General features: G+C 53.3%; 18 protein-coding genes, 1 other RNA gene and 3 pseudogenes. 5 read left to right on the top strand and 17 right to left on the bottom strand.

Annotated elements, in window-relative coordinates:
• Positions 1-292 precede the first annotated feature (292 nt).
• The 8 genes and pseudogenes from BFV67_RS24275 to BFV67_RS16870 all read right to left on the bottom strand — a co-directional run.
• Positions 293-646, bottom strand: a pseudogene (locus BFV67_RS24275) (SgrR family transcriptional regulator); the annotation flags it as partial.
• Positions 646-858, bottom strand: a pseudogene (locus tag BFV67_RS24670) (S-type pyocin domain-containing protein); the annotation flags it as partial. The pseudogenes BFV67_RS24275 and BFV67_RS24670, both read right to left, overlap by 1 nt.
• Before the next feature lie 63 nt (positions 859-921).
• Positions 922-1251: a hypothetical protein gene (locus BFV67_RS16895; RefSeq protein ID WP_069598694.1), complete on the bottom strand. Its 330-nt coding sequence runs from the start codon at positions 1249-1251 to the stop codon at positions 922-924.
• Positions 1248-4730 carry a type VI secretion system tip protein VgrG gene (vgrG, locus tag BFV67_RS24665; RefSeq protein ID WP_167352774.1) on the bottom strand — a complete coding sequence of 1161 codons (3483 nt, stop codon included), beginning with the start codon at positions 4728-4730 and terminating at the stop codon, positions 1248-1250. Before vgrG ends, BFV67_RS16895 begins: the two co-directional genes overlap by 4 nt.
• A 533-nt stretch (positions 4731-5263) precedes the next feature.
• Positions 5264-7337 (bottom strand): annotated as a pseudogene (locus BFV67_RS16885) (DUF927 domain-containing protein).
• Positions 7338-7372: 35 nt separating this feature from the next.
• Positions 7373-7588, bottom strand: coding sequence for an AlpA family transcriptional regulator (locus BFV67_RS16880; RefSeq protein ID WP_069598693.1), 216 nt, complete (start codon positions 7586-7588; stop codon positions 7373-7375).
• A 334-nt stretch (positions 7589-7922) separates the two neighbouring features.
• Entirely contained in the window at positions 7923-8285 is a 363-nt protein-coding gene (locus BFV67_RS16875) for a helix-hairpin-helix domain-containing protein (RefSeq protein ID WP_224110749.1), read from the bottom strand.
• Positions 8286-8514: 229 nt separating this feature from the next.
• On the bottom strand, positions 8515-9063 hold the full coding sequence (locus BFV67_RS16870; protein ID WP_069598692.1) for a hypothetical protein: 549 nt from the start codon (positions 9061-9063) through the stop codon (positions 8515-8517).
• 451 nt (positions 9064-9514) lie between these two features.
• Here BFV67_RS16870 and BFV67_RS16865 point away from each other — a divergent pair, with 451 nt between their 5' ends.
• A complete protein-coding gene (locus BFV67_RS16865) occupies positions 9515-10687 on the top strand; it encodes a hypothetical protein (protein WP_000362947.1) in 1173 nt (390 codons plus the stop codon).
• A gap of 349 nt (positions 10688-11036) precedes the next feature.
• Here the strand turns inward: BFV67_RS16865 and BFV67_RS16860 are convergent, their stop codons facing one another.
• From BFV67_RS16860 to smpB, 4 genes are all read right to left on the bottom strand, one after another.
• Positions 11037-11681 carry a hypothetical protein gene (locus tag BFV67_RS16860; RefSeq protein WP_069598691.1) on the bottom strand — a complete coding sequence of 215 codons (645 nt, stop codon included), beginning with the start codon at positions 11679-11681 and terminating at the stop codon, positions 11037-11039.
• Between the two features lies 1 nt (position 11682).
• Positions 11683-12930 carry an integrase domain-containing protein gene (locus tag BFV67_RS16855; RefSeq protein WP_069598690.1) on the bottom strand — a complete coding sequence of 416 codons (1248 nt, stop codon included), beginning with the start codon at positions 12928-12930 and terminating at the stop codon, positions 11683-11685.
• 166 nt (positions 12931-13096) lie between these two features.
• Positions 13097-13460, bottom strand: a transfer-messenger RNA (tmRNA) gene (gene ssrA, locus BFV67_RS16850).
• Positions 13461-13549: 89 nt separating this feature from the next.
• A complete protein-coding gene (gene smpB / locus BFV67_RS16845; protein WP_008502505.1) occupies positions 13550-14032 on the bottom strand; it encodes an SsrA-binding protein SmpB in 483 nt (160 codons plus the stop codon).
• A 156-nt stretch (positions 14033-14188) separates the two neighbouring features.
• Here smpB and BFV67_RS16840 point away from each other — a divergent pair, with 156 nt between their 5' ends.
• Both BFV67_RS16840 and BFV67_RS16835 read left to right on the top strand, forming a co-directional pair.
• Positions 14189-14626, top strand: a complete 438-nt coding sequence (locus tag BFV67_RS16840) for a type II toxin-antitoxin system RatA family toxin (RefSeq protein ID WP_008502504.1) — start codon at positions 14189-14191, stop codon at positions 14624-14626.
• Positions 14616-14903, top strand: coding sequence for an RnfH family protein (locus BFV67_RS16835; RefSeq protein ID WP_008502503.1), 288 nt, complete (start codon positions 14616-14618; stop codon positions 14901-14903). Before BFV67_RS16840 ends, BFV67_RS16835 begins: the two co-directional genes overlap by 11 nt.
• 108 nt (positions 14904-15011) lie before the next feature.
• On the opposite strand, the gene bamE is transcribed toward BFV67_RS16835, so the two are convergent.
• The 3 genes from bamE to nadK form a co-directional block, all read right to left on the bottom strand.
• The gene (bamE, locus tag BFV67_RS16830; protein WP_008502502.1) at positions 15012-15350 is read right to left on the bottom strand and encodes an outer membrane protein assembly factor BamE; all 339 of its coding nucleotides are present in this window, start codon (positions 15348-15350) and stop codon (positions 15012-15014) included.
• A gap of 138 nt (positions 15351-15488) precedes the next feature.
• A complete protein-coding gene (recN, locus tag BFV67_RS16825; RefSeq protein ID WP_023325902.1) occupies positions 15489-17150 on the bottom strand; it encodes a DNA repair protein RecN in 1662 nt (553 codons plus the stop codon).
• An 85-nt stretch (positions 17151-17235) separates the two neighbouring features.
• A complete protein-coding gene (gene nadK / locus BFV67_RS16820; protein WP_008502500.1) occupies positions 17236-18114 on the bottom strand; it encodes an NAD(+) kinase in 879 nt (292 codons plus the stop codon).
• Between the two features lie 122 nt (positions 18115-18236).
• Here nadK and grpE point away from each other — a divergent pair, with 122 nt between their 5' ends.
• Positions 18237-18830 carry a nucleotide exchange factor GrpE gene (grpE, locus tag BFV67_RS16810; protein ID WP_008502499.1) on the top strand — a complete coding sequence of 198 codons (594 nt, stop codon included), beginning with the start codon at positions 18237-18239 and terminating at the stop codon, positions 18828-18830.
• 52 nt (positions 18831-18882) lie between these two features.
• Here grpE and BFV67_RS16805 read toward each other — a convergent pair whose 3' ends face one another.
• Positions 18883-20169, bottom strand: coding sequence for an HlyC/CorC family transporter (locus BFV67_RS16805; RefSeq protein WP_025759264.1), 1287 nt, complete (start codon positions 20167-20169; stop codon positions 18883-18885).
• Between the two features lie 18 nt (positions 20170-20187).
• Positions 20188-20979: a cytochrome C assembly family protein gene (locus tag BFV67_RS16800; RefSeq protein WP_032623031.1), complete on the bottom strand. Its 792-nt coding sequence runs from the start codon at positions 20977-20979 to the stop codon at positions 20188-20190.
• A 166-nt stretch (positions 20980-21145) separates the two neighbouring features.
• Here BFV67_RS16800 and ffh point away from each other — a divergent pair, with 166 nt between their 5' ends.
• Entirely contained in the window at positions 21146-22507 is a 1362-nt protein-coding gene (ffh, locus tag BFV67_RS16795) for a signal recognition particle protein (protein ID WP_014884878.1), read from the top strand.
• The last annotated feature ends 61 nt before the right edge of the window (positions 22508-22568 follow it).

Here is a 22568-nt window from a genome sequence, read left to right as displayed (position 1 = left end):
AATAGTTATTATGTAATGATTTGAACCTTTATGAGCCTTTCCATAAATCGTCATGTCCAAAGCTATGTAGCAGCTGAAGGTAAGGACATTGAGAATGTGCATTTTAGCTTCGTCTAAAGGACGTTCTGAATGTAGGTATCGGTAGACAGTAAAGGATGTTGCGGATGGATTTGCCCATACAGATGACCAAACGTTCCTCCACCCCAAATCCTGCACTTCTCTCCCTTATCCTTAAAGGCCTTTAAAGGCTCTTTAGCGAGCTTTTGCGGGCGTAGCATTATTCGAGCCAAAGTTAGCTAAAATCCGGCCATCCCAGCGTATTTAAATCCCGCCAGGTAAATGACTTCTCGGTCGCAAATTCCATCCAGTGATGCAGCAAAGGAATGACATATCGCTGGTGGGTCATCTCATGGAAAAAGGCGGCAATGGTGGCGAATGCCAGTTCATCGTCGCTGTTCAGAATGGTCGGCAGCAGGGCGTTCAGGTTTCGTCGCTGGGCTTCAGGCAAGCGCGTAAACAGCGCGGTGGACGCCAGCCATTCCAGAAACGCAGGAACCGAAAGGGTATCGAGCATAAAATTGCTGAGCCAGATATCCGCAGGCGCGCGCGGCTGGCTGTTAAAGTTGTCAAATGCGTCGATCCGTATTCACCCGTATGAACGCCGTAGAACCGCATGTTGCCCTGTTCATCCTGCCGCCAGAAGAACCTCACCCGGGTTGTCGCTTTCGCCCCTGCAAGTGCTTTCTGCCGCAGTTCTTCCTCGTACCAGAACTCATCTCGTCCGGGGACATTGCCGCTATCTTCACCCGCTGACGGGATATATAGCGCAAACACCATCGCACCCACATTCGAATTTCTTAGTTATCTACATACCCCTTAATAGGATCTTGAAAATAGAAATATTAGCGCCATACAATTTTGCTATGATGATGGGCAGTTAATTAAAGCATCATTAACTTTCTCAATTAGTTCATTTTTATCCCAACTTGATGATGCTTTGAACGCTGGTTCATCCCAGTTCTCATCGGATATAACCTGAATAATAAATTCTCCATCTTCCTCAAATGCTGGATACCAACCAATATCGATAATATTCCCATTGATAAATGTTAACTGAAATAGATCTTCGTCAAGTTTATTCGCTTGCTCAAATATACTTTTAGTAAAGTCCAGGCTTGAAAGCTCATCATAAATATTCGCTACATTGTCCAGTTGCTGAACTTCACCTAGAATTCGATAGTATTTTTTCATTTTATTAGTTTCCCAGCCTCTTGAGGCCCTATTGGATGAGAGTGGATAGTTCCTTGCGATTCCTTAGTTACTACCCAATTGGTTTCTTTACCTTTGTATGCGCCTTGCACGCTATCGAATTCTTTGATCTTCCAATTCTGACCATTTGTAGTGGGGGTGCCATTCTCCCAAACATCATGATCTATAGACTCAATATTAACTTCTGGCTTAAATTTAGCTGGGCCAGACTTTGTGTTTTTTACTACTTCATTCCAGGATTTATTTTTAGGTGGATAGTGCTTGTAACCATGAGTATAAGATGTTTTGACCTCATTGAGATAAACATAAATCGGCTTAATACCGGAATCAGCAGGAAATACCAGAATATAATCGTTAAGATCGCGCTCTTCCGGCACCGGGAATGGTGGTGTCGTATATTCGTCCTTGCCGTCTGGTATTGGGGTAACCAGTATTGTCGCCTGGTCGATGGGGCTGATGTTGCTGCCCGTATGCGATGGAATGTCGCCGTTTTCCGGCCTTTCCGGTGTCCAGGTTATCAACGGGCCATCAACACCGTGAGCAGGGGTGAACTCATAGCGATTATTTTTTTCAACCCACTTCATTTCAGCCGTGCGCACACCTTCATACGGCGTGCCTTCACCCGTATGGATGCCGTAGACCCGCATGTTACCTTGTTCATCCTGCCGCCAGAAGAACCTCACGCGGGTCGTGGCTTTTGCTCCAGTCAGCGCTTTCTGCCGCAGCTCTTCTTGGCACCAGAATTCATCTCGCCCTGGAACATTGGCGCTGCCTTCACCCGCAGAAGGGACATACAGCGCAGACATCATCGCACCTACATACGGAATACTGCGGGCTGCTCCCAGTGTGCCGGTTAAGGACCACTCTCCCCATACTTGCGTCATGACGCCAGTTGCCGCCCCCAGTACAAGCGGTGCGGCAGATGCTTCTGCGGGGGCTTTTTCGCTCCCGGCATCGGACTTGCTTTTTTTGGCTGACTGGGCATGTTGAACGACGCCTTCATCTTCTACATGAGCATGCTGATGACCGTACCCACAGCAGTCATCTTCAACCGATTGGGCAAAAATCGTCATCTGGCCGAAGTTTTCTACAGGCTCGTCGGTGGTACCGGCATCGGTGCAGCCTTTCTCTTTCAGGCAGGATTTCGCATAAACCGGCGTCACCCAGGGAGTCAGCGTTTCGGGATTAAATTCCCGCATGGTAGCCGGAGGAGGGAGCGGGGAGGTATTCAGAGGTAAAGCGCTTCGTGCAGCAGCCATCGTCCTTTTCACTCTGCGCATATACGTCGCTGTCGTGCCATACTCAATCTTCCCCGCCTCCAGCCGCAGGTAGCTCCCGCCGCCAATCAGCGTGATGCGTTTCTTTCCGGCAAACGAGATGTCACTCGCTGAACTCATCGTCAGCTTCTTCTCCGCAAACAGCCTCATATTGCCGTTCTGCGCCAGCGCCTCCACGGCACCCTCCCCGGATTTCAGGTTCAGTTGTCCGGTGCGGGCAAACAGTCCGAGTTTCTCTCCGGCGAGGGCGGTCATGTTACCCATGACGCCAGTGCTGATGTCCCCGCCCGCACTGATGGCGACGTTTTTGCTGGCAGCCAGTTGCAGATGTTCGCCGCTGGTCAGCGCCATTCCTGCCGGGGCCGACATCAGCAGCGCCTCGTTCAGCGGCTTCAGCCGCTGTTCAAACATCCGTATCTGGCTGTCCACGTCCGCTTTCAGCGCCAGCGCCTGCTCCGCCGCGATTTCCAGCTGCTGCAGCTGCTGGTTGAGCCGGTCGATTTCCTTCAGCGCAGCGCTCATATCCAGCACTTCACCCTGCGCCTTTGCCTGCGTATCCGCACTGACAAACAGCCCCTTTCCGGCGCGGATAACGCCGTGCTCATCGGTGCGCAGTTCCGTACCTGTGCCGCGCAGTTTGTCCTGCACATCCACCAGATGCCCGGTATTCAACTGCGTTGCGCCATATGGCGTCGTCAGCGCGATATGCTCCTCACCGCGGCGGTCCTCCATCCGCAGCTCATTTTCAGCGGCGGTGCGCAGAATGTTCTGGCTGCGGTTGTCGCGATTAACGATGTCGGGATGTTCAGAATCGTGCAGGGCGTGGGAGATGTACGGCAGGTCGATATCGCCGTTGCTGTACGCCATTGCCACTTCGCTCCCGTCGGTGAGCGGGGTGTGCCAGCCGTATGTATCACCAGAGCACGGCTTCGCCATCCGCAACCACAGATACGCGTAGCCCGGTTCGCTCTCTTCCCGGTCAAAGTCCAGCCTGACCCGGTAGCGTCCGTACTCATCCAGGTGGGCGTAAATGTCGTTCTTTTCCCGGCTTTCAATCCGGGCCGGAAGCGTGCCGTGGATTTCCGGTCGCGGCATTTCCGCCGGACGGAAACAGTAACGCTCGGTGTAGGGCATGCCCCAGACCGACACATGCAGGCGGGAATCGCGCCCACCCCGGAAGGTCACCAGCGTGAGGATAACGCCTTCCTTCATGGCTGTAATAACATCGCCCTGAGGCTCCAGCACCTGTCCGGGCGCAAGGTGTGAGGCGTTGCTGAACAGGTGAATGCGGGCCGATTTATTGAGTTCCCGCTCGTGATGAAGTCGGGCATAAAACGCGCCGGACTCGGTTTCCGGCTCTGGGTCGTTGTCGTCGCCTGCTTCCCGGTACGGCTCTTTGTAGCGGTAGTGTTCGCCCGTCGTCACCTCACCACTGCGTACGCTGATCACCGCATCCATCGGCGTGGTGGCGGTGCGGTAGTTGTAATCCCGCGTGGCGACGGTGGCGGTGACTACCCTGTGCCAGGTCCGCACATCCCAGACCGATTCTGCCGCACCGTCAAACAGCCCCGATGGCTCGCGGTACGGCAGGCGCACGTCAAACCGGTAGTTAAGCTGGCTGTCGGCAAATATGTACACATCCAGCTCACGGGTGTTATCCATCTCCGTACGCCAGTAAATCCCCACCTCAGACAGGATGCGCTGAATGAACTGCAAATCCGTTTCCTGCCACTGGGTGATCAGTTCACGCGCCGGGTAACTGTGCTCCAGCCTGAATTCAAAATCAGGGCCTTCCAGGCCGTGTTTGCGCAGCACCTGCTCCACCACCTCCGGCACGGACTGGTTCTGCCAGACGGCGCACTGCCGGGTGTATTTCAGGAGCGCCAGCCGGGAACTGAGCGTGAGCCGGTAGTGGGACTGGTCTGCGGAGATGGAAAGCCATTCCAGGCGGGTCACCATGCCGTGAACATTTTTGCCGCTACGCATCCGGAAAGAGGCGTATTTCATCAGCACCTGTTCCGGGAGAATGTTCGCCTGTTGAGTGGTGAACTCAATATCCCACTTAAACGGTTCGCTCAGCGCCTCCCTGCCGCGAAAGCGCAGAACATCCGCCTTCACTGGACTGTCATTAATATCCAGAAAGTAACGGGTCTGTCCGTCAAAAAGCGCTGACCAGTTATCCATAACAAGACCTTATTTAGATTAGGGACAATCTATCGTGCGATGGTCACAGAAGAAAAGGGAGATGTAAATGCCTTTTATGGACAAATAATGTGAAGTGAGGAGACGGTGGTAAAGGGGAGGCTACCAGTATTATTCAGTGGGTTAATCTGTATTTATCATTTACCAGACTGCATGGGTTTTAACATTCTACCTACTGGCTGGCACCGCCCGGATTTTTATCCTTTAAGGGCAAGCCCGTTCCCCTTATTCTCCCTTCCTTTCATCCTTTGCCTTTGCAGTTCCTTTTCGCCATTTTCATTCCTTGTGTTTTTGAGGTGGGACAAGTGGTACAACCTCGCCAGCCGTGGCTTTGCGCTGTACCACCTGAAAAATGCCAGCCTGAAAAGTGGGACAGAATCAGTAACGGCTGTCCCACCCTGTACCACTTTTTTAAACCAGATTATCTAAAGTGGGACGCTGTAACCCGCGCCAGCTCTACGTGTACCACTTGTCCCACCCTGTACCACCTTTTTTTAAAACACGCGAGACTGCACTCAGACACTGAGGATGCGGGAGGTAAGGCGGTAGACCCTGGCTTTGCCGATCTCTGGCTGGCGAACCTGCGACTGGTATTTCCCGTCGCTGCCGGGCAGCAGGCATTCCGCTTCCAGACATAACCTGGCCGCTCTGGCGGGGCTGAATCCCCGGCACATTTCCCGCCAGCCCTCCGGCAGAATGTGAAACAGTGTGTGTTCCTCGCCCGTCAGCGGATCTTTTTCCACCCGGCGAAAGCCCACCATATTCAGCGGGCGGTCCGGGCCATCCCACGAGGCAAAACGGCTGTACTGGTGCGCGGTGATGAACCGCTTGATCTGCGCCAGCACGCCTTCATCCTCCTGGTTGGCGATATGGCCGCGCTCGTTCAGCCAGGCGTGCAGGCAGATCTGGATCGCCTCATACGCCGTGCCTTGCTGCCAGCCCGTGATACCCTGCAGCGTCGCCATCTCTCCGGCCACCGCCAGCAGGGCAAAACGGGCCACGATGCGCTGCACCTGGTTTCCGGCATTATCCGGCATCAGGGCGGTCTGTTAGCGGCGAAGTAACTCTCTCGCCAGCGTGGTGCTGGCGTCCAGGTCGCTGGTGAGGAAGGCCAGCCAGGCACGAAAGGCGGTGCCGTGGAAACGGGCCACCCGGTCGCAGAGGGCATCGGCGAACTGCTGGCCGCTGGCAAACCCGTGCAACTGCTCAAACGCACCATGCTGTCCGGTGTCGCTGGGGATTTGTACCATGCGCACGTCCATCCCTGCGTAGAGATGCTCCCCGGCGCGTTCGGTATGTTCCGCCAGCGACAATTCCCCGGTGGAGAACAGCAGCAGCGTCCAGTGCCTGCGGTTATGCACTTCGCCATCGGTACGTGCACGCCCCTTGCCATGGCCGTTCGCCAGCATATAGGCAATCATCCCGGCTTCACGCGGGTCAACTTCGCGCAGTTCATCGAGCGGCAGCAGGGCATCATTGTGTCGGCTGGCAATTCCTTCCAGCGCATTCCCGGTGGCCCGCCAGGAGTGCCAGTAGTCCGTGCCGCCACACACGGAGGCGGCCACCTTCATCACCGTGGTTTTACCGTCAGTGGACTCACCGCGCAGATGAAAACCTCCGCCGCCCGATCCGGTCAGGCGCAGCAGCGGGGCGGCGAGCGCACAGCAGACGGCAAAGACCAGACGCGAGTTGCCTGCACAGAGCGCAGCGACCTGCTCCTGCCACTCCGCCAGCGTACCGGCCTGCGCAAAGCCGCCGGTAAGATAGTGGCTGCCCTGAAGGATGACATTGTCGCCATTGGGACCGATAACCTCATCCGGCAGCACGTACACCCCGCAATGCCAGCCGGTTTTCTCCACGCAGGTGACCCGGCGTCCGGGGAGTGACCGCGAGATGTACTCGCACAGCAGGCTGCGCAGGGCAGGGCGGGTGGAGATATAGGTCAGGCCGTTCTCCAGCAGGATGCGCCGCAACTCCTCACAGTTGCCGCTGAGCATTGCCATCGGCATGGCTCAGCGCCGCAACTGCCCGGTGGTGGTGTGCCATTCCAGTAGGCGTCCATAGCTGCCGTCATGGCTGTCGCAGGTGATGGCGGTGACGCGCAGAGGGGAACAGATGCGCTGGGGCTGGACGTCGCTTTCCCCGTCGCGTCGCTCGGTCAGCTTGTCAAACCACAGTGCTTCTTCATCGAGGCGGAAGTTATCCGGCAGGATGTCGGAAGGCCTTTCCTGCCGCAGGCGTGCAAGCTGCCCGGTCCAGTTCTCCAGCAACTCACCCACCGTCAGGGCTCATCAGCCGGGCCATCTGTACACCCACGTGCGCCAGTTTTACGGCGATTTTCATCAGGTCTTCTTCGCGGATATCGCCGGTGCGAAGTACCCGGACATAGAGCGTGTCGGGTCTGATTATGGTCAGGTTGGCCAGATCGGCCAGTTCATCTGGTCCGAGTACCACAGGGGGAACATCATCTTCCCGGTCAGGATCTTTTCGCCAGGCGCGTGAGGTCTCCCATGCCAGGCTTCCGGCAAGGATCACCACTTCGAGCGTGCGGTCCGGAGACTGCTTACAGAGAAAGGGGGCGTGTTTCATGATGAGGTATCGGTCGGCTCATCCCTGAGCGTGGATTAACGGATGGCGGTACGGCGCTGTTGCCACTGGCGGATTTCAGCGGCATCGAAAACCACCAGTCGGGAAGAGAGGTGGACGGGGCGGGGAAAGTCGGTGTTTTTAATCAGGCGGTAAACTGACGATTCGCTCATCGCCAGAAACTGGACCACCTGCCGCATACGCACGTTGCCGCTTTCGGGAAAAGCATCGTTACTGTCTGCACTGGTTTTCATGATTGCACCTCACGGGACGGGAACAGAGTGTCGGAGCGGTTATAGCGCGGAACGATGAGGGGAGGTATAGGCCCGGATAAAAAAGTGGAGTCCGGATAGAAAATCATTAGTCCGGGAAGATATTATTTCCCATCAGGACTAATGATTTTTCGATAACAAATTGAAAATGCAAATGTTGTATTTTATCCCCATCCTGTGGGAGTCAGATATGTTTAGGCCTACGGATGGCAATGCACGAGTACAAACATGTTACAACAGGTGTTGCTGTCTCACCGTTAACTGTCATCGGCTACGTTGCATAGATAAAAGGCCGGGCACAGCCTTGGTGTTAATTCTATCCATGGCGCACCTTCAATCCACCTTCTGTTTGTAACTCGTTAAGAGCCGACACATTGAGCGGATGACGGAAGAAGTTATACGTATTGACAGCTACTGCCTCATTAAGAAGGTTATAACTCATCAGAGAATCTATGCTGGCACCATACAAGGCCTCAAGATTACTGAATCTTTTAGCTAGTAACCAGGCTTCTTCTTCTTCCACACCATAGATACCGCAGGCAAAAAGTAACTCTCCGAGTTGTACATCTTTGGCCTGCTCTATCCCTCTGCATATGATGGAAGCCAGTTTAGGCCCAGATTGATCAAGCCCAGTTAGTTTGCCTGCTGTCATCGAGAACATGTCCAGTGGCTTTTGCACATAGCATTTCTCGACAAGTTGTTTGAGCATGGTCTGGCCTAATTGGTGTATATGGACGCCACGAGGCTCAAAGAAGCGCCAGCAAGCGGAGTAGGGACTTCCTGAATTTAGAAGCCCATAAGTGTTTTTAGTACACGTAAGATGGATGCTCATGTGATAACTCGATGATTTCATCTGGATATAGTTACTAAAAAGGCACTCCGCCAAAAATTTGGAATGCCTCCTACTGTTATATGTCTAAATCGTACCAGTCATTATCGACATTTGAATTAACAGAGGTCAATTCCAGACTATTTTCTACGAGGCTCCATACATTGTCGCGAAGAAGTAGCTCCATTTTCGCAACAATTTCAAAGGACGAACCAGAGAAAGGGCGTTCAGAATCTTGTTCACCCTGATAATCAAATATGACTTGGACGACCAGAATGCCTCGCTTTGGGTCGTAATTTATGCTTGTTGCCTCCAGATTCTCTATGCTAAAACCATAGGCGTTTGTTTCCGCTATGTCGCCGGAGAGCATATCTTCCACCTCGCGGTCTATGGCATAAAAAATCTCATCGCGATAAATCACATCCTCTTGAGTATCTTCGCCTATTGCAGCGAAAACCAGCCGTTGTTCTAGCGGGGCACGTTTTGCGACTTCGGACAGCTCATGGTAGCTGGTGAATTTCGCGTCACGGGCAACGATTTCGAGTGCTTTGGAAAGCTTAATTTTCTGAATGCGAGCCAGCTTTTTAGCGCGCGTTTTAAGAATGCTTAGGTATGAATAGTCAGACATGGCTGTACCTCCAATAAAGTAACGCTTTGGATACCGATAGCCTGCTAACCGGGCAGCGTCATAATGGATGGCGGCCAAGTATTTGGTATACTTCTGAACGATGGGCTATTGCTTTGCGAGACAGGCGCCAGGTGACCATCACCACCTAGATTCATCCTATCTAAGTCATAGTTTCGCGTCAAATTTGTGTTCGCATATTTTCTTTGTGCTATTAGTGCTTGAGGTTCCCTCTTTATAGCGCAGTCGTAGGTATTTAGGCTAACTTAGAGAAGTTCATCTGTTCAGACATGATTCATGCGGCTATTTTTCGGTGTAAATAAATTTAATGAGGAAAATATAAAAGAGGTTTTTCTGATGTAGAATACCGCATTACAATTTGAAGCATATGTTCGACAATCAGCGCAGTAAAATACACATGTTTAGTTTTACAAAGTGTTTATAGAGGTAAATAATGGATCTCTTCTCAACAAAAATAGCTAGAAATAAACTAAATCACAATTTTAAAACAATCTACACAGATCCTAAACTTGCTCCTGTTAGGGCGGTGATCCAATCATGGGGACGCGGATTACTGGAACGCAGTGGTGAACAAACTAAATTTATTAACGAATTTCAGACTACCTTTAATTCTTCTATGTGGGAATTATATCTAAATGAGATGTTTATTCGTTTGGGGTATTCGGTTGACTATACAAAAGACAGTCCTGATTTTTGTGTTAGCACGCCATTAGGTTATAAATTTAACGTAGAGGCTATGGTCTCTGACAAGCCCCATAAACCGCCAGTCAGTGAAATTTTCAGTGAAGCTAAGTTTAAGCATCAATCTACGCTAAAACTTCTTGGGAAAATTAAAGATAAGCGCGATCTCTTTACCGGAATTAATGGTAAGAAGTTCCCATACTCAACAATGGAACATGTAATCGGTAAGCCTTTTGTGTTAGCATTGGCCCCATTTGATTCAGATCTATCTTTAACCCAGAATAATACAATCATTAACCGGGTATTGTTTGGCATTGAAGAACCTACGATGAGAGATTTAGTAAATGGTAGGCAAAGAAGGGTTTTATCGATTAAAAAAAATGAAGACACTGAAATACCTTTAGGTATTTTTACAAATGACTCATACAAAGAAATCAGTGCTATCGTGTTTTCAACGACAGGTACTTTTGGTAAGGCTATCGTTCAGAGTCGGGTCGATCGATATGTCCGATATACGAGATTCCGAGCTCTTGATGTGAATGTTTTTATTGCCAATGAAGGTATGAAGAACGAAGGTTCTCATACGAGAAAACTTGGTCCTGACCATTATGTTACTACGAAGCGACAATTCTACAACAATGAGGTTGTTGGCGCGGATATTGTAATGTGCCGAACAAGGGACTACAAGGAAACTCATTTTGATGGTTTGCATGTGTATTATAATCCCTATGCAAGCGTGCCTTTAGACAAAAACGTTTTCTTTCCCCCAGAAATAACGCATAATTTTTATGACATAGAAAATGACATACCTGACCAGCGCCATCCTGATGGTGCATTAGTGTCACGACAGGTATTTGAAATATCTAAAGTCTGTCGAAGACATATAATTAATAACTGGTTCCCAGAACAGTCTAAGGTTCTCTAAGTCGGTCTGGAGAACTTTTTAAGGATATGTAACATACACCGTCAGTGCTGGTATCACACAAGACTTATGGTGTGTGGAAAGGTGCATTCGCTGGAAGCTTATGCTTTAGTCAGTAAAACGGCTCTGGCTCTGCCAGAGCAGAGTAGGTGATTGATCAAAAATCACTTTAACGTTGTGCTGGGGCGAACTGTCAGATAATTAAATGGCGAACCTTGTCTTTAATTCGAAGAGTTTCAACAGTTAAGCAAGAGATTGTCTGTTCACATTCTTTCGAGGGGTATTACCGATTAATTTCACATTCCATAGGGAAAGTGGCACTGTGTTCACGTGCGATCTGCAGTGTTATTACCTAAACTTCCTTCTCCCTTCCCATCTTCAAAACCTCATAAAACGTCCCTCGCCCAAGCCCGTCTGACGGCAATTCCCGCTCCTGCGCTAGCGCTCTCAGCTTTCGAAGTATCCTATCCGAAGCCGGTTTATCAGACGTCCCATAACGCCCGTCAGTCTCCTCAACCAGAAGCTGAACCAGTAGCCAGCAGAGCCTGGCAGTATTCTCCCGCGCTTTGTCGCGTTTATGCATCCCACGCTGGGAAGGTTGTGCTGAAGTAGTGAGATCTGGTAGCGCGTCGTCACCGAACGTCTTCAGCCACTTGCGGCCACGGCTGTTGCGTGACAGTTTCATCACCGCCTTCAGGCTGCGGGCCTTAATTTCTGGCGGCGTCAGTTCGTCATCAATAAGCCGCCATGCCAGCGCGAACATCTCATCGGCATAGAACATGCGTTTGTTCGCCGGGGCGCTGACCATGCCCGTTGCTTTGATGGTGCGGCTGATGGCGTCGTGCAGGATACGGTAATTTTCCTGATGTTCTTCCGGCAGGGCATTTGCTGGTTGGGAAGCATCGAGGCCGAGAAGCAGAAGGGCGAGATGCCGCGCTTCCAGCAGCGGCATATCACATTCCCGTTCAAACAGATTCTGACGAATGGGACTGGACACATTATTCTCCTTCCACGATCTGCAGTGGTTCTTCTGCACCGAGCAGCGCCTGCCGTCTGGCGGCATCAACGTAGTTTCCCCACCACTGCATCAGCGGTCGCCTTTGTTCCAGGTAGTCGCTGCGGTTGTAGGCTGCTTCGATCTCGTCTTCTTTCTGGTGCGCCAGTGCAGATTCCAGTACTTCACGAGGAAAATGGCCTGCTCCCGCCGTTCTGGCGATGCTGCGCATGCCGTGGGCGACCAGCTCACCGCCGAACCCCATACGGATAAGCGCGGCGTTAGCGGTCTGCTGGTGCATATGCTCCAGCGGTTTGCGGATGCTGGGGAAAACCCACGGGCGATGGCGGCTGACGGGTTCCATAACCTGAAGAACGCGCAGCGCCTGTTTGCTGAGCGGCACCGTGTGCGAACGGTTCATCTTCATAAAGGTGTCAGGGATGCGCCATTCCGCTTTTTTCATGTCGATGTCGCACCAGCGGGCGCTGACGGCTTCGCCGGGGCGAACCCAGGTCAGTAGCTCCCATTCGATAAGGCAGCGGGTTTCTTTGCGGATAGAGGCATTCTGTAGCGCCAGCATCAGCCTGCCCAGCTCGCTGGGGTGGAGGGCGGGCATGTTCTGCTTTTTCGGTTTTTTGAAGCGGGCGACCAGGTTGTCAGCCGGATTGAACTCGATGAGCTCTTCGGAGATGGCGAAGCGGAAGATTTCATTAAGCCGTGAAATGACTCGTCGCAGTGTTTCGAGGATGCCTTGTTCTTCCAGAGGTGTGAGGTGCTCCTTGAGCATCTTCGGGCGGATCTCGGTGACGGGCGTGTTACCCAGAGAAGGGAAGACGTGCATCTCCAACGAGCGCCAGATATCTTTGGCGTGATCTTCGCTAAGATCGCTGGTCCGTTTCTTCTCTTTGAGCCACTGTTCCGCAACTTTTTCCAGCGTGCATTCATTCTGGATGCGTTTTTCTTCAGCTATCCCTGCTAAGTGTTGACGGGGATCGATGCCCTGCCAGAGCAGTCGTCTGTATTTCGTGCGAGTTTCGCGAGCCATGGCCAGTGTAACGACCGGGTAAGGGCCAAGGCTGGTTTTGGTGCGCTTTTTGGTGACGGGATGATAATACTCGAAATGCCAGGCCTTCCTCCCTGAAGTCTTAACCAGCAAGTACAGGCCTTCACCGTCCCGTAGCTCATAATCCGTGCTACGGGGCTTCGCGCCAGCGATCTCCACATTTGTTAAGGGTTTCAGTTGCTTAGGCATGTTCTAGCACCACGCTTTTTTAGCCCCACGATACCGTGGTGCTAAACATGGTGCCAAAAGGTCAAGATTCATACAGAGATCATGACCACACATGCAACAAAGAAGCCTGCAACTCGTTGAAGTTACAGGCTTTTTTAAAGTTCATGATGCATCATGAATGAATGTTTGGTGGAGCTGGCGGGAGTTGAACCCGCGTCCGAAATTTCTACATCCTCGGTACTACATGCTTAGTTTGTCTTTACATTCGCACGCCAGCTGCGGACAGACACGCCACTAACGAACTAGCCTGATTAGTTTTAACGCTTCAACCCCAGGCAGGGCTTCCACGCGATCTCTTTTGGGTTTGACCTCTCTTTGATCCCCGTCTTAAGAGCGGAAGCTAGGGAGAGAGGGCTCAGAGCAGGTTATTAAGCTGCTAAAGCGTAGTTTTCGTCGTTTGCGACTATTTTTTTGCGGCTTTTAACGAGGCAAACCGCCCCTCGGCATGCACCTTGGGTTTCGCAAATCCCGTCGAATCCAGAATCAGCCCCAATAGTGTTGAACTGAGTATACCAGATTTCACTTCCTGGATACCAGCCCGGAACGCTAACTTATTGAATAGTACAATAAGTGTGCAGAATCAACGTCCTGCGTTTTTCATAATGCGCGCTTTGTCCAGCTGCCACTCGCGCTCTTTCAGGTCAGTACGTTTGTCGTGCTGTTTTTTACCCTTCGCGACGCCAACTTTTACTTTGCACCAGGCGTTTTTCCAGTACAGCGACAGGGCGACCACGGTGAAACCTTCGCGGTTGATGCGTCCGTAGAGGGATTCCAGCTCACGCTTGTTCAGCAGCAATTTACGCGTGCGTGTAGGGTCACACACATAGTGTGAAGAGGCGACGGTCAGCGGCGTAAAGTTCGCGCCGAACAGGAAGGCTTCGCCATCTTTCAGGATTACGTAGCTATCGCCAATGTTGGCTTTCCCGGCGCGCAGCGATTTTACTTCCCAGCCCTGCAACGCAAGGCCAGCTTCGAATTCTTCTTCAATGAAATACTCGTGGCGAGCACGCTTGTTGAGCGCAATGGTCGCCGAGCCTGGTTTATGTGCTTTTTTCTTCGTCATAAGTGTCGTAAAGCCGTCGGTAATCTGATTTCAAAAAGTCACCTCATTGCGTCCTGTGAGGTCTAACGCGCTATCTTAGCACGAGATGAGGCTTAGCGTTTTTTTAACAGGTGATAAATGTTATTATTTGTCCGTTGTGTGACCATGGGAAATGCTATGCCTCAGATTAGCCGTACTGCGCTTGTGCCTTACAGCGCGGAACAAATGTATCAGTTAGTGAACGATGTTCAGTCTTATCCAGAATTTATTCCGGGATGCACCGGGAGCCGCGTTCTGGAATCCGGCCCGACGCAGATGACCGCGGCGGTGGATGTCTCCAAAGCGGGGATCAGCAAGACGTTCACCACCCGTAATACGCTGACGAACAATCAGAGTATTTTGATGCATCTGGTGGATGGTCCGTTCAAAACCCTGATGGGAGGCTGGAAGTTTACGCCGCTGAGCGCTGACGCCTGCCGCATTGAGTTCCATCTGGACTTCGAGTTTACCAATAAGCTGATTGAGCTGGCGTTTGGCCGCATCTTTAAAGAGCTGGCATCGAATATGGTTCAGGCGTTCACCACCCGCGCCAAAGAGGTTTACAGTGTCGCATAAGATTGCTGTAGAAGTGGTTTATGCGCTGCCGGAGAAGCAGTATCTGCAGCGCGTGACGCTGGAGGAGGGGGCGACCGTTGAGGCGGCCATCCGTGCTTCCGGCATCCTTGAGCTTCGCAGCGATATCGACCTGGCGAAGAACAAGGTCGGGATTTACAGCCGTCCGGTGAAGCTGGGCGATGTGCTGAAAGAGGGCGACCGGGTGGAGATTTATCGTCCGCTGATTGCCGACCCGAAAGAGCTGCGTCGCCAACGCGCGGAGAAGGCCAGTAAGTAGCGCTTTCTTCCCCGGTGGCGCTGCGCTTACCGGGGCTACGATTCTTCGTAAGAACTCAGATACAAAAAAGGTGCTCAATGAGCACCTTTTTGCATTTCTGACACCGGATTATTTAGTCAGGGCAGGCTTGTTGTCGATGTTGGTCAACACACCGGCGCTGCTGAAGGTCAGCGTCAGGGTCTGCTGGGTCGCATCTTCATGGCCCGGCTTCTGACGGAATACATAGAACCAGGTGTTAGTGCCGAACGGATCGGACATCATCGGGGTTCCCAGTGCATAAGCGACCTGCTGTTGTGTCATCCCCACGCGGATTTTGGACACATCGTTAGGGGTAAGGTAGTTCCCCTGGTTGATGTCAGGACGGTAAACCACTTTCTCCAGAGTGGAACAGCCTGCGGTCAACATCAGAAGAACCGCTGCGGCAGCGGTCAGCATTTTACAACGCATAGTGATTTGATTCCTTTTCGGGCCCGAGCAGAACGCGGCTCATATGTAATATGCCGATGATAATAGACCTTGCCCCACTTTGAAACCGGTCTGGCGGCGTTTTTGTTGTTCTGTATGACCCTGAGATCCCGAAAAAGTTTATGCCGCCAGCAGTTCTTTCGCGTTCGCGAGTGTGTTACGCGTGACTTCGCTGCCGCCGAGCAGGCGTGCCAGCTCCTGCAGACGCGCACGTTTATCCAGCGGCTTCATGTGCGTTTCGGTCATTTCACCGTCGGTTTCTTTGCTGACGATAAAGTGATGATGGCCACAGCCCGCGACCTGCGGCAGGTGGGTGACACACATCACCTGCGTGGATTCGCCGAGCTGGCGCAGCAGTTTACCCACCACCGCCGCCGTCGGGCCGCTGATGCCGACATCCACTTCATCGAAAATTAGCGCCGGGGTGTCCATTTTACGCGCGGTGATCACCTGAATCGCCAGCGCAATACGCGACAGTTCACCGCCTGAGGCCACTTTGGAGATCGCCTGCAGCGGCTGCCCCGGGTTGGTGGTGACGCGGAATTCGATGCGATCCGCACCTTCCGCCGTCAGGTGGTTCTCTTCAAAGCGAACGTCAATGGTGAAGACGCCGTGCGGCATCGCCAGCGTGTGCATGCTGTCGGTAATGTGCTGGCTTAACTCCTGAGCATAGTGCTGACGAATTTCATGCAGCTTTTGCGCTGTCGCCAGCGCCTGTTCATGGTGCAGGCTCACCGCCAGAGAGAGGGTCTCCTGCGAGTCAGCCTGATCGTCAAGCTGCTGCTGCTCGTCCAGCAGAGACTGATAGTAGCCCGGCAGCTCTTCCGGCGTAACGTGGTGCTTGCGCGCCAGCGAGATTTGACGGGAGATACGCTGCTCCAGCTCAAACAGACGGTTCGGGTCGAGATCCAGACGCTCACAGTAGTGGCGAAGTTCGTCACCGGCTTCAGAGATCTGAATGGCCGCCTCTTCCAGCATATCCAGGACGCCAGACAGTTTGCTGTCCATGCCGACCAGTTCGGTAAGCAGCTGACGGACGTTATACAGCTGGCTCTGCAGGTTCACGTCTTCGCCATCCGCCAGCAGGTTGAGCGCATTCTGGCTGGTTGAGAGCAAGTGACCGCTGTTCGCCAGGCGCTTGTACTCTTCGTCGATTTGCTCAAACTCACCCGGCTGCGGGTTGAATTCGTTCAGCTCTTTGAGCTGGTATTCCAGCAGCTCCGCACGGGCGGCGCGCTCCTGGCTTTGCTGCTGGTGTTGAGCGAGCTCGCGGCAGCTCTGATGCCACTGGCGATAGTGCTCTGCCATAAGCTGAGTAAGCGCGTACTCACCCGCATAACCATCCAGCAGCGCTTTCTGCTGTTCGGGTTTAACGAGTTGCTGATGCGCGTGCTGACCGTGGATCTGGATAAGCAGCTGGCCGAGTTCACGGAGCTGGGAGAGCGGGACCGCCGTGCCGTTGATAAAGCCGCGTGAGCGACCGTCGCTGCTAATAACGCGGCGAAGTAAACACTCACGTCCATCTTCAAGCTGATTCTGCTCCAGCCAGCGCTGGGCGGCAGGGGTGTCTTTCAGGGAGAAACGGGCGCACAGGTCGGCACGGTTTGCGCCCATGCGCACCATGTCGCCCTCGGCGCGGCCGCCAAGGCACAAGCCGAGGGCATCAATGGCAATGGATTTACCCGCACCGGTTTCCCCGGTGATCGCCGTCATGCCGCTGTGGAAATCGATCTCAAGCTCACGAACAATGGCAAAGTTGCTGATGGTCAGTTGTGCCAGCATAATTGTTTTCCTGTATGAAAAACCATAACTGTGTTTTCATACAGTATAAACTGGTTTTATATACAGTAAAGTCCTGGATGCAAAATCAGAACAATTTTTTTGACCAGCCAAGCTTCGAGCTTAATGTGTTGAAATAGCTGTAATCTTTTGGATGTATCAAATTCAGGTGGTAATCACACCGGCGAATAAGCACATCTTCACCTTCCTGGATAGGCAGCGCTATCTGGCTGTCGCAGCTGATCTCCAGGTCGTTACGGCGGTGCGAGAAGCGCAGACGGATCGTGCTGTCGCCGTTGATCACCAGCGGGCGGGCGGAGAGCGTGTGCGGGAACATCGGCACCAGGGTAATGGCATCCAGCGAGGGCGTCAGGATCGGGCCGCCGGCAGAAAGCGAGTAGGCGGTTGAGCCGGTCGGGGTGGAGATAATCAGCCCGTCAGAACGCTGGGAGAAGGCAAAGATCTCGTCGATATAGACTTCGAACTCGATCATGTGCGCCACTTTGCCAGGGTGAAGGACAACCTCGTTAATGGCGGTGCTGATGCGTTTCTGGCAGTCCTGCTGGCACACCTGCGCTTCCAGTAAAAAGCGTTTTTCACTGATATAGTGGCCTTCCAGCACGTCGGCCAGTTGCTGCTGCGCATTGTCCGGGTCGAGGTCGGTTAAAAAACCGAGATTGCCACGGTTGATGCCGATGACCTTGATGTCATAACGCGCCAGCGTGCGGGCCGCGCCGAGCATGTTGCCGTCGCCGCCCACCACCACGGCGAGATCGGCCTGTTGGCCAATTTCCGCCAGCGTGCCGGTTTTGACGCTCTTCAGCTGCAGTTCCTGGGCAATCTGCTGCTCGACCATCACTTCATAGCCTTTGCTACACAACCAGCGATACAACATTTCATGTGTCGTTAGTGCGGTAGGGTGACGCGGATGCCCGACGATCCCAATACACCTGAAATGATTATTCATTTTCTGGAGGTCCTTGTGCCTGATGAATGATGACAATCTGTCTTGTTCCCTTGAATCCCGGAAACTGATCCCCATAATAAGCGAAGTTAGCGAGATGAATGCAGAAAAACGCGGAGAAATTCATGAGTAGTAAAGAACAGAAAACGCCTGAGGGGCAAGCCCCTGAAGAAATTATCACGGAACAGCACGATGAAGTTGAGGCTGTAGAGCCAGACGCATCTGCTGAGCAGGTGGACCCGCGCGATGAAAAAATTGCGAATCTGGAAGCCCAGCTGGTAGAAGCTCAGAATCGCGAACGCGACAGTGTTCTGCGCATCAAGGCGGAAATGGAAAACCTGCGTCGTCGTACCGAGCAGGACGTTGAGAAGGCGCATAAATTTGCGCTGGAGAAATTCGTCAACGAACTGCTGCCGGTGATCGATAGCCTCGATCGTGCGCTGGAAGTGGCTGACAAAGCGAATCCGGACAACGCCGCAATGATCGAAGGTATCGAACTGACGCTGAAATCCATGCTCGACGTAGTGCGTAAGTTTGGCGTGGAAGTGATTGCCGATACCGACGTTCCGCTGGATCCAAACGTTCACCAGGCCATTGCGATGGTTGAATCTGAAGAGATTGAAGCCGGTAAAGTGCTGGGCGTGATGCAGAAAGGCTATACCCTGAACGGCCGTACCATCCGCGCTGCGATGGTGACCGTGGCGAAAGCGAAAGCGTAATTCGCTATCCATAGTGCCGGGTAGCGGCGTTCGCCTTACCCGGCCTACAACCTTACTCCGCGATACTTTCGCGCAGGGGTTTAACGGGCAGGACTTTCACCTGCTTGATCATATTGTCCTGCACGTCCAGGATATCAATATCGTACTGCTCGATGCGCACCCGCGTGCCCGCCGCCGGGATCTCTTCCAGCGCTTCCAGAATCATCCCGTTAATGGTGCGAGCCTCATCTTCCGGCAAATGCCAGTTAAAGGCTTTGTTGAGTTCACGAATGTTCGCGCTTCCGTCAATCAGCACTGAGCCGTCGTTTTGCGGGGTGACCTCTTCCGCGAGGGAAGGCGACATGGAGGTGGTAAAGTCCCCGACAATCTCTTCCAGAATATCTTCGACCGTCACCAGCCCCTGGATATCGCCGTACTCATTGACCACCAGGCCGACCTTCTTCTTGTTGCGCTGGAATTTCACCAGCTGCGTGCTGAGCGGTGTTCCTTCCGGCACGTAATAAATTTCGTCGGCGGCGCGCAGCATCACCTCTTTGGTGAACTCTTTTTTCTCGGTCATCAGACGGTAGGCTTCGCGCACGCGCAGCATGCTGATGGCGTCATCCAGCGAGTCGCGGTACAGCACAATGCGCCCGTGCGGAGAGTGCGTCAGCTGGCGAACGATGGCTTTCCAGTCGTCATTGATGTCGATACCGACGATTTCGTTACGCGGCACCATGATGTCGTTCACGCTCACCTTTTCCAGATCGAGAACCGACAGGAGCATGTCCTGATTGCGCCGGGAGATCTGCGAGCGGGATTCGTTCACGATGGTGCGCAGCTCCTCTTTGCTGAGCGCGCTGCTGATGGTGACGTCGGCTTTGATTCCCACCATCCGCATCAGGACGCGCGTCACCATGTTCAGCAGCCAGACCAGCGGCATCATCAGGATCTGCAGCGGTGCCAGCAGGAAGCTGCTCGGATAGGCGACCTTTTCAGGGTAAAGCGCGGCGATGGTTTTTGGCAGCACTTCGGCAAACACCAGTACCACGAACGTCAGCACGCCGGTGGCAATTGCGACCCCGGCGTTGCCGTACAGGCGCATCCCTACGATGGTGCCGAGCGCAGAGGCCAGAATGTTGACGAGGTTGTTGCCGATGAGCACCAGGCTAATCAGGCGATCCGGCTTGCGGAGCAGTTTTTCAACGCGGCGAGCGGCGCGGTTACCCTGTTTAGCACGATGACGTAACCGGTAGCGGTTCAGGGTCATCATGCCGGTTTCCGAGCCGGAGAAATAGGCGGAGATGACCACCATGACGATCAGGATAACGATCAGCGTGGTGGTTGAGATGTGTTCCAGGGGGAACTCCTTTGTTTCTTAGCCAGCAAATTGCTGTATGAAGCGGCTGCCAAAATAGGCAAGGGTGAGAATGCCCGCACCCGCGACGTTGAACCAGACCACGCGACGACCGCGCCAGCCTTCATGATAATGGCCCCATAACAGGACAATATAGACAAACCACGCGATGATGGAGAGCACCGCTTTATCGATATTCTCCACGCTGAACAGGTTCTTCATGTAAAACAGCCCGGTGCAGAGCGTGAGCGTCAGCAGCACCACGCCCACCTGGGTGATGTGGAACATCTTACGCTCAATCACCATCAGCGGCGGCATTTCATGGTTAAACGCCAGTTTTTTGTTTTTCAGCTGGTAGTCAATCCAGGCGAGCTGCATGGCATAAAGCGCGGCGATGATCAGCGTCGCGTAGGCAAAGAGCGACAGGCCGATATGCACCAGCATCCCCGGCGTCGCCTCCAGATGCGTAATGAACTCATTAGGCATAAAGGTGGCGAGGGCGAGATTGATCAGCGCGAAGGTGTAGACAATCGGCAGCAGCAGCCAGCCGCGATTTTTAGACGCGACGATGGTCATTACCGTACAGATCATCAGGCTGACCAGCGAGCCGACGTTCAGCACGCTCAGGTTTTGCACGCTGCCATCGCCGGGGATAATGCGTGATTCCAGCGCAAAGGCGTGGCTAATCAGTGCGATCACCGCCGAAAGAATAGCCATGCGCCGCCAGCCGCTGTTTTTTTGCAGCAGTCCGGGAATAATCAGCGCGAGGCTGACAGAGTAGGCAACAAGGGCGATCAGTGCGAAAACAGGCATATAGGCATCGACAGTTGTCTTAATAAGAAAGAGAAGCAGTATAACGTTACGTGACGCCTGCTCCAACCGTTGCATAACAACAAAGGCGCCTTCATGTTATACTCCGGCAAAATTCTGTGTATGTGTCGCTCATGGCGGCCCAACGTTTCTACTCAGGCGAGAGACAATGTTTGATAATTTAACCGATCGTTTGTCGCGCACGCTGCGCAACATCAGCGGCCGCGGACGCCTTACTGAAGAGAACATCAAGGAAACGCTGCGCGAAGTGCGCATGGCGCTGCTGGAAGCAGACGTCGCGTTGCCGGTTGTTCGTGATTTTATCAACCGCGTGAAAGAGAAGGCGGTTGGTCATGAAGTTAACAAGAGCCTGACCCCGGGTCAGGAGTTCGTCAAAATCGTTCGTAACGAACTGGTTTCGGCGATGGGCGAAGAGAACCAGGTGCTTAACCTGGCCGCTCAGCCACCGGCCGTGGTGCTGATGGCGGGCCTGCAGGGTGCGGGTAAAACCACCAGCGTCGGTAAGCTGGGTAAGTTCCTGCGCGAAAAGCACAAGAAGAAAGTGCTGGTGGTCTCTGCGGACGTCTATCGCCCGGCGGCGATCAAGCAGCTGGAGACCCTGGCAGAGCAGGTCGGCGTGGATTTCTTCCCGTCCGACGTGGCGCAGAAGCCTGTCGACATCGTTAACGCCGCGCTGAAAGAGGCGAAGCTGAAATTCTACGACGTGCTGCTGGTGGATACCGCCGGTCGTCTGCACGTTGACGAAGCGATGATGGACGAGATCAAGCAGGTGCATGCCTCTATCAACCCGGTAGAGACCCTGTTTGTCGTCGACGCCATGACCGGTCAGGATGCGGCGAATACCGCGAAAGCGTTTAACGAAGCGCTGCCGTTAACCGGCGTGGTGCTGACCAAAGTGGACGGTGACGCCCGCGGCGGTGCGGCCCTCTCCATTCGTCACATCACCGGTAAGCCGATCAAGTTCCTCGGCGTCGGTGAGAAAACCGAAGCGCTGGAGCCGTTCCACCCGGATCGTATTGCCTCCCGTATCCTCGGCATGGGCGACGTGCTGTCGCTGATCGAAGATATCGAGAGCAAGGTTGACCGCGCGCAGGCCGAGAAGCTGGCCAGCAAGCTGAAAAAAGGGGACGGTTTCGATCTGACTGACTTCCTTGAGCAGCTGCGTCAGATGAAAAACATGGGCGGCATGGCCAGCCTGATGGGCAAACTGCCGGGCATGGGCCAGATCCCTGACAACGTGAAAGCGCAGATGGATGACAAGGTGCTGGTGCGTATGGAGGCGATCATCAACTCGATGACCCTTAAAGAGCGCGCTAACCCGGACATCATCAAAGGTTCCCGTAAACGCCGTATCGCAGCCGGTTGCGGCATGCAGGTGCAGGACGTTAACCGCCTTCTGAAACAGTTCGACGACATGCAGCGCATGATGAAGAAAATGAAGAAAGGCGGCATGGCGAAGATGATGCGCGGCATGAAAGGGATGATGCCTCCCGGTTTTCCAGGGCGTTAATCGCTTTTGAGATTGCTTTTTGCCCGAAAATGAGTAAAATTTTCGGGCTTTTAATATGACA

The sequence above is a fragment of the Enterobacter roggenkampii genome (genome assembly GCF_001729805.1).
GTDB lineage: Bacteria > Pseudomonadota > Gammaproteobacteria > Enterobacterales > Enterobacteriaceae > Enterobacter > Enterobacter roggenkampii.
Note: the sequence above shows the minus strand (reverse complement) of the source record. Positions and strands in the feature narration are given on the sequence as shown.

Bases quoted from the DNA above. Each gene is read 5' to 3' on its own strand.
- recN (WP_023325902.1), bottom strand. From the start codon at position 17,150: ATGCTGGCACAACTGACCATCAGCAACTTTGCCATTGTTCGTGAGCTT.
- BFV67_RS16865 (WP_000362947.1), top strand. From the start codon at position 9,515: ATGGATCTCTTCTCAACAAAAATAGCTAGAAATAAACTAAATCACAAT.
- BFV67_RS16840 (WP_008502504.1), top strand. From the start codon at position 14,189: ATGCCTCAGATTAGCCGTACTGCGCTTGTGCCTTACAGCGCGGAACAA.
- BFV67_RS16800 (WP_032623031.1), bottom strand. From the start codon at position 20,979: ATGCCTGTTTTCGCACTGATCGCCCTTGTTGCCTACTCTGTCAGCCTC.
- nadK (WP_008502500.1), bottom strand. From the start codon at position 18,114: ATGAATAATCATTTCAGGTGTATTGGGATCGTCGGGCATCCGCGTCAC.
- smpB (WP_008502505.1), bottom strand. From the start codon at position 14,032: ATGACGAAGAAAAAAGCACATAAACCAGGCTCGGCGACCATTGCGCTC.
- bamE (WP_008502502.1), bottom strand. From the start codon at position 15,350: ATGCGTTGTAAAATGCTGACCGCTGCCGCAGCGGTTCTTCTGATGTTG.
- vgrG (WP_167352774.1), bottom strand. From the start codon at position 4,730: ATGGATAACTGGTCAGCGCTTTTTGACGGACAGACCCGTTACTTTCTG.
- grpE (WP_008502499.1), top strand. From the start codon at position 18,237: ATGAGTAGTAAAGAACAGAAAACGCCTGAGGGGCAAGCCCCTGAAGAA.
- ffh (WP_014884878.1), top strand. From the start codon at position 21,146: ATGTTTGATAATTTAACCGATCGTTTGTCGCGCACGCTGCGCAACATC.
- BFV67_RS16895 (WP_069598694.1), bottom strand. From the start codon at position 1,251: ATGAAAAAATACTATCGAATTCTAGGTGAAGTTCAGCAACTGGACAAT.
- BFV67_RS16870 (WP_069598692.1), bottom strand. From the start codon at position 9,063: ATGTCTGACTATTCATACCTAAGCATTCTTAAAACGCGCGCTAAAAAG.
- BFV67_RS16880 (WP_069598693.1), bottom strand. From the start codon at position 7,588: ATGAAAACCAGTGCAGACAGTAACGATGCTTTTCCCGAAAGCGGCAAC.
- BFV67_RS16855 (WP_069598690.1), bottom strand. From the start codon at position 12,930: ATGCCTAAGCAACTGAAACCCTTAACAAATGTGGAGATCGCTGGCGCG.